Origin of the sequence: Streptomyces sp. NPDC048417 (assembly GCF_040651615.1) — a bacterium.
Classification (GTDB): Bacteria; Actinomycetota; Actinomycetes; order Streptomycetales; family Streptomycetaceae; genus Streptomyces.
This window is the reverse complement of the sequence record NZ_JBEZKI010000081.1, coordinates 1-3,884: the sequence shown is the minus strand read 5'-3', so window position 1 is coordinate 3,884 and position 3,884 is coordinate 1. Positions and strand designations below refer to the sequence as shown.

Genomic DNA, 3,884 nt, shown 5'->3' with positions numbered 1-3,884 from the left:
GACTTCGTCGTGCGCCACCGTCTCGGTCGAGGGTGCAGGCGACACTGACACCGTGTGACATCCCATGTCGACACGCCACACGGTGTCCAGTGCGGGGTGTTCTACGCGGCGAGGCTTTCCGTGAGTTCCTTGGCCTTGGCGGCCGCGTCCTCCAAGGCACTCCTACGGGAGGTCTCGTACAGGGGGACCAGTTCGGACATGGCCGGATTGCGAGGCGCCATGGTGAGTTCCGGAACGATGAAGTGGAGGTCCAGGCCGAGGGTGTTCCTGAGGACGGCCTCCAGGTAGCTCTGGACGAAGTCGTAGCCCTCGCGCGGGGTGCCCGGAGCGTAGGAGCCGCCGCGACTGGCGACGACGACGGTCGGGGTGCCTTGGGCGGAGGGCGTCTCGCCCGCGGTGCGGCCGAGGAGGAGCACGCTGTCCAGCCACGCCTTGAGGGTCGAGGGGATCGAGAAGTTGTACATGGGGGCGCCGATCAGGATGGCGTCCGCCTGCTCCAGTTCCTCGATGAGCTTCAGGCGTGCGGCGAACGCCGCAGACTGCTCAGGGGTGCGCTCGGCGGGGGCGGTGTAACCGGCGGTCCAGGCGTCGGCGGTGATGTGCGGGACGGGGTCGGCGGCGAGGTCGCGACAGATCACCGTGCCCTGCGGCTGCTGTTCCTCCCAGGCCTTGCGGAAGGTGGCGGTGACCCGGCGGGACGAGGAAGCCTCGCCGGGGAATACGGACGAGTCGATGTGCAGCAACGTGGCCATGGGTTTTCTCCCAGGAGAGGATTGATTGCTCGGTGATAGTCAAACATGAAATGGTATTGAATGAGAACATCGCGAGCGAGACGGATGCCTTGATCTTGCGACGGGGCAGGCCGGCACGGACCTCTAGCGAGTGATACAGGATCCGTCAACGGGGACCGAGCGGCCGGATGGGACCGCCGACAAACCGTCCTCGCTGTCCGGCGCAGGGAGACCGCTCCGCCTGACCCGGGCCACGAGCAGCGTGTCCGCGGCCGCTATGGCCTCGTGCACGTTCCGGGTTCCCATCGTGATGCACAGCGTGTAACTCACGTCCTCAAGCTCACGTGTACCTTCCCGCCCCTCGCCTGCGGCGAGTGCGATCCGCAGGGACGCGTACCGGGTCAGCAGCCTTCTGACGACCTTCGGATCCGGAACAACGAGCACAGCAAGGTCCTCTCTTTCGACGTTCGAGTCACACCCGCACCTCGTACCGACAACACGCTTGGCGACAGCAGCGTTCGGTTGCCTTCGTGGGCCAGGCGCTGCCTTGAGTGAAGACCGGCTGCCCCCAGCTTCTGTGACGAGGTCGACTCCAACGCTTCGCCGCCGCGGCCGTGTTGCACGGCTCGGGGCCGGCCTGGCGGCGGCGGGAGCCGGATCGGCTCGGCGGCTGACCTCCGCGGCTGGGTCGCCGAGCGATCGGCGGCGGAGCCGGCCGAGCCGTTCACCTTCGTGGTCGGGATCAGCTTCGCGCACGAGGCAGACCGATGGGCCGTGAGCGAGTTCGGTAACCACTCCGTCGGCTATTGCCCGTGGAAGCCGCGCGGGATGGCTGATGTCACACGATGCGTGCATGCCCGGTCAAAGGATTGAGCCGAGGAATGAAGGAGGTGTGTCGTGTGCGAGGACTCAGTCATGGACTGCAGGAGTCTCTTTGCCGGAGGCGCGGGCCGCGTGTCGGCACCCTGCCATCGGCAGGCAGAAGTCTCTGAAGCCCTCGTGAAGGTTGACGGGATCAGTGTGTGCGGCCGGTGTGGTGCCGTGCCTTGTGAGGGGGAGGATGCCGTATGGACCATGCCGACTCGGTGCCGGTCGCGGAGTTGCTCGACGAGCGTCGGCACCTGCTGGAAGTCACCTACTGGATGTTGGGCAGCTCCGGTGAGGCGGAGAGCGTCGTCGGTGAGACCTACCGTCGGTGGTACGGGCTGTCCGAGGCGGAGCGTGGAGAGATCGCGACTCCCCGATACTGGCTCGCGAAGACCGCGGGCGCGATCTGTCTGGGCGTGCTTGCCCACCCCCGCCGGGGTGCGGCCGGTCAGAGGGACCGGAGGGAGGAGCACCCCACGAAGGCGGGAGACGCCGAAGGAGCTCAGACGAGCCTGGCGAAGGAGGTCAGCCGGGTTCTGCTGAACGCGCTGGACTCTCTGTCGCCGGCCGAGCGGGCGGCGTTCGTCCTCAATGACGTCTTCGGCATGGCCTCCGGTGCGGTGGCCGACATCGTGGGACGCCCGGAGTCCGAGTGCGAAGAGCTCGCCGATCGTGCCCGGCACAGTATTCGGATGCAGCGCTCACGCTCCACCCCACCGGACGAGCACGATCTCCTCGCCCGCACCGTCCGCCAGGCCTGCGTGAACGAGGATGCCGAACTGTTTGAGTCGTTGCTGTGTCCGGACGCGACGGCGTTCTTCGACGGCGGCGGCAAGGTACGCGCACTCAGCAGGCCCGTGCACGGCAGCCGTCAGGTCGCTCACAGCCTGCTGACACTCCTGGCCCACCACCCCCGCACCACTCTGACCACCCAGTCCGTCAATGGCCGTACCGGCCTCATCGCCCGCTACGACCACCAGGTCGCCGCCGTCATCAGCCTCGACATCGCCGAACACCGTGTCGCACAGGTCTGGGTTGTTCTCAACCCCGACAAGCTGCGCTCCTGGAACCAGCTCCCCACACAGGGCGCCCCCGGCTCGCACGGACGCCCGTCACAGTGAGGCGATGGCTGCCTCTGATCGCCTCTGGGTGTTGCTGTGCGGCATCTCGATCGCGGATGTCGTTTCCGATGTCCCCTCCGACGGGCGAGAGCGCCCCCACGGACGCCGGCGGTGTCAGCAACCCTCGACGAACGTCACTGTCTCCTCAAGCGGCGCTCGGCCGATACGGGGCTGGCTTGCCGTGACGTCCTCGTACCCGATCGACATGCCGCAGAAGAGGAGGAGCTCATCCGGGGGCGACAGGACCTCCGTGACGGTTTTGTGATACTTGGCCCAGGCCATCTGCGTGCAACTGTGCAGCCCTTCGGCGCGCAGCAGCAGCATGACGGACTGCAGGTACATGCCCACGTCGGACCACTGGGGTCGGCCCATGCAGCGGTCGATGTAGCAGAACAGGGCGGCGGGCGCCCCGAAGCAGTCCCAGTTCGCGGCAGAGGCCCTCTGTCGCGCCTCCAGGTCCGCACGCGGAATGCCGAGTGCGCCGTAGCGCTGCTCGCCGAAGGCGGATCGGCGCTCCTGGTAGGGGCTCTTGAGCGCCGGGGGGTACTGCTCGTACTCCGGCTCGTCCCAGGGGTCGCCTGCGGCTATGCGCTCGCCGGCGCGCTTTTTGAGCTCGGCCAGTGGTCGGCCGGTCAGCACGTAGGCGTGCCACGGTTGGAGATTCGATGCGGACGGCGCCCACGCCGCGGCGGACAGCACGCGTTCCAGCACCTCCCGCGGCACCTGCTGGTCGGTGAATTCCCGCACAGCGCGCCGACTCGCGACCGCTTCATAGACATTCATGATCGCCTGCACCCTTTTCTATCCGCTACATCTGCAACCGTCGCGTTGTCAACGGTATCAGACAATACTATCTCAGGCGAGTGGGGCGGCACCTGTGGAGAAGGGGTATCGCCCAGGGCTGGTTCGCGACGGGTCTCAGCGGGTCGGCCTGGAGTATTCGGCCCATTCGGCAGTGCCGGGGCCCGATCCGAGGCGGTCAGGACGCCTTGCCCAGCCTCCGTTGGCGCTGCCGCTGTGTCCCCGACTTGGCCACCGCTACAGAGGGTTGGTGATGCTGTCGGTTCCGGGGGCAGGCCACCGACCGCCCCGAAGTTCGTACTGCGTGGCTGTCGCATCGATGCGGGTGGTTCGGTCCCCATCGGCGGCGACGCACCCGACTGTG

4 protein-coding genes are annotated in these 3,884 nt (G+C 67.3%); 1 reads left to right on the top strand and 3 read right to left on the bottom strand.

Annotation, left to right across the window (positions count from 1 at the left end; translation table 11 throughout):
* Positions 1-101: 101 nt before the first annotated feature.
* Both AB0D59_RS51015 and AB0D59_RS51010 read right to left on the bottom strand, forming a co-directional pair.
* Positions 102-752, bottom strand: coding sequence for an NAD(P)H-dependent oxidoreductase (locus tag AB0D59_RS51015; protein ID WP_362580047.1), 651 nt, complete (start codon positions 750-752; stop codon positions 102-104).
* Positions 753-875: 123 nt separating this feature from the next.
* Positions 876-1,175, bottom strand: a complete 300-nt coding sequence (locus AB0D59_RS51010; RefSeq protein WP_362580044.1) for a DUF5133 domain-containing protein — start codon at positions 1,173-1,175, stop codon at positions 876-878.
* A gap of 623 nt (positions 1,176-1,798) precedes the next feature.
* On the opposite strand from AB0D59_RS51010, the gene AB0D59_RS51005 reads away from it, so the two are divergent.
* The gene (locus tag AB0D59_RS51005; protein WP_362580042.1) at positions 1,799-2,719 is read left to right on the top strand and encodes a sigma factor-like helix-turn-helix DNA-binding protein; all 921 of its coding nucleotides are present in this window, start codon (positions 1,799-1,801) and stop codon (positions 2,717-2,719) included.
* A 114-nt stretch (positions 2,720-2,833) separates the two neighbouring features.
* On the opposite strand, the gene AB0D59_RS51000 is transcribed toward AB0D59_RS51005, so the two are convergent.
* A complete protein-coding gene (locus AB0D59_RS51000; protein WP_362580039.1) occupies positions 2,834-3,502 on the bottom strand; it encodes a nitroreductase in 669 nt (222 codons plus the stop codon).
* Positions 3,503-3,884: the final 382 nt, after the last annotated feature.

What these genes read in the sequence shown, in the direction of transcription:
- AB0D59_RS51015 (WP_362580047.1), bottom strand. Translation starts at nt 752, where the DNA reads ATGGCCACGTTGCTGCACATCGACTCGTCCGTATTCCCCGGCGAGGCT.
- AB0D59_RS51005 (WP_362580042.1), top strand. Translation starts at nt 1,799, where the DNA reads ATGGACCATGCCGACTCGGTGCCGGTCGCGGAGTTGCTCGACGAGCGT.
- AB0D59_RS51000 (WP_362580039.1), bottom strand. Translation starts at nt 3,502, where the DNA reads ATGAATGTCTATGAAGCGGTCGCGAGTCGGCGCGCTGTGCGGGAATTC.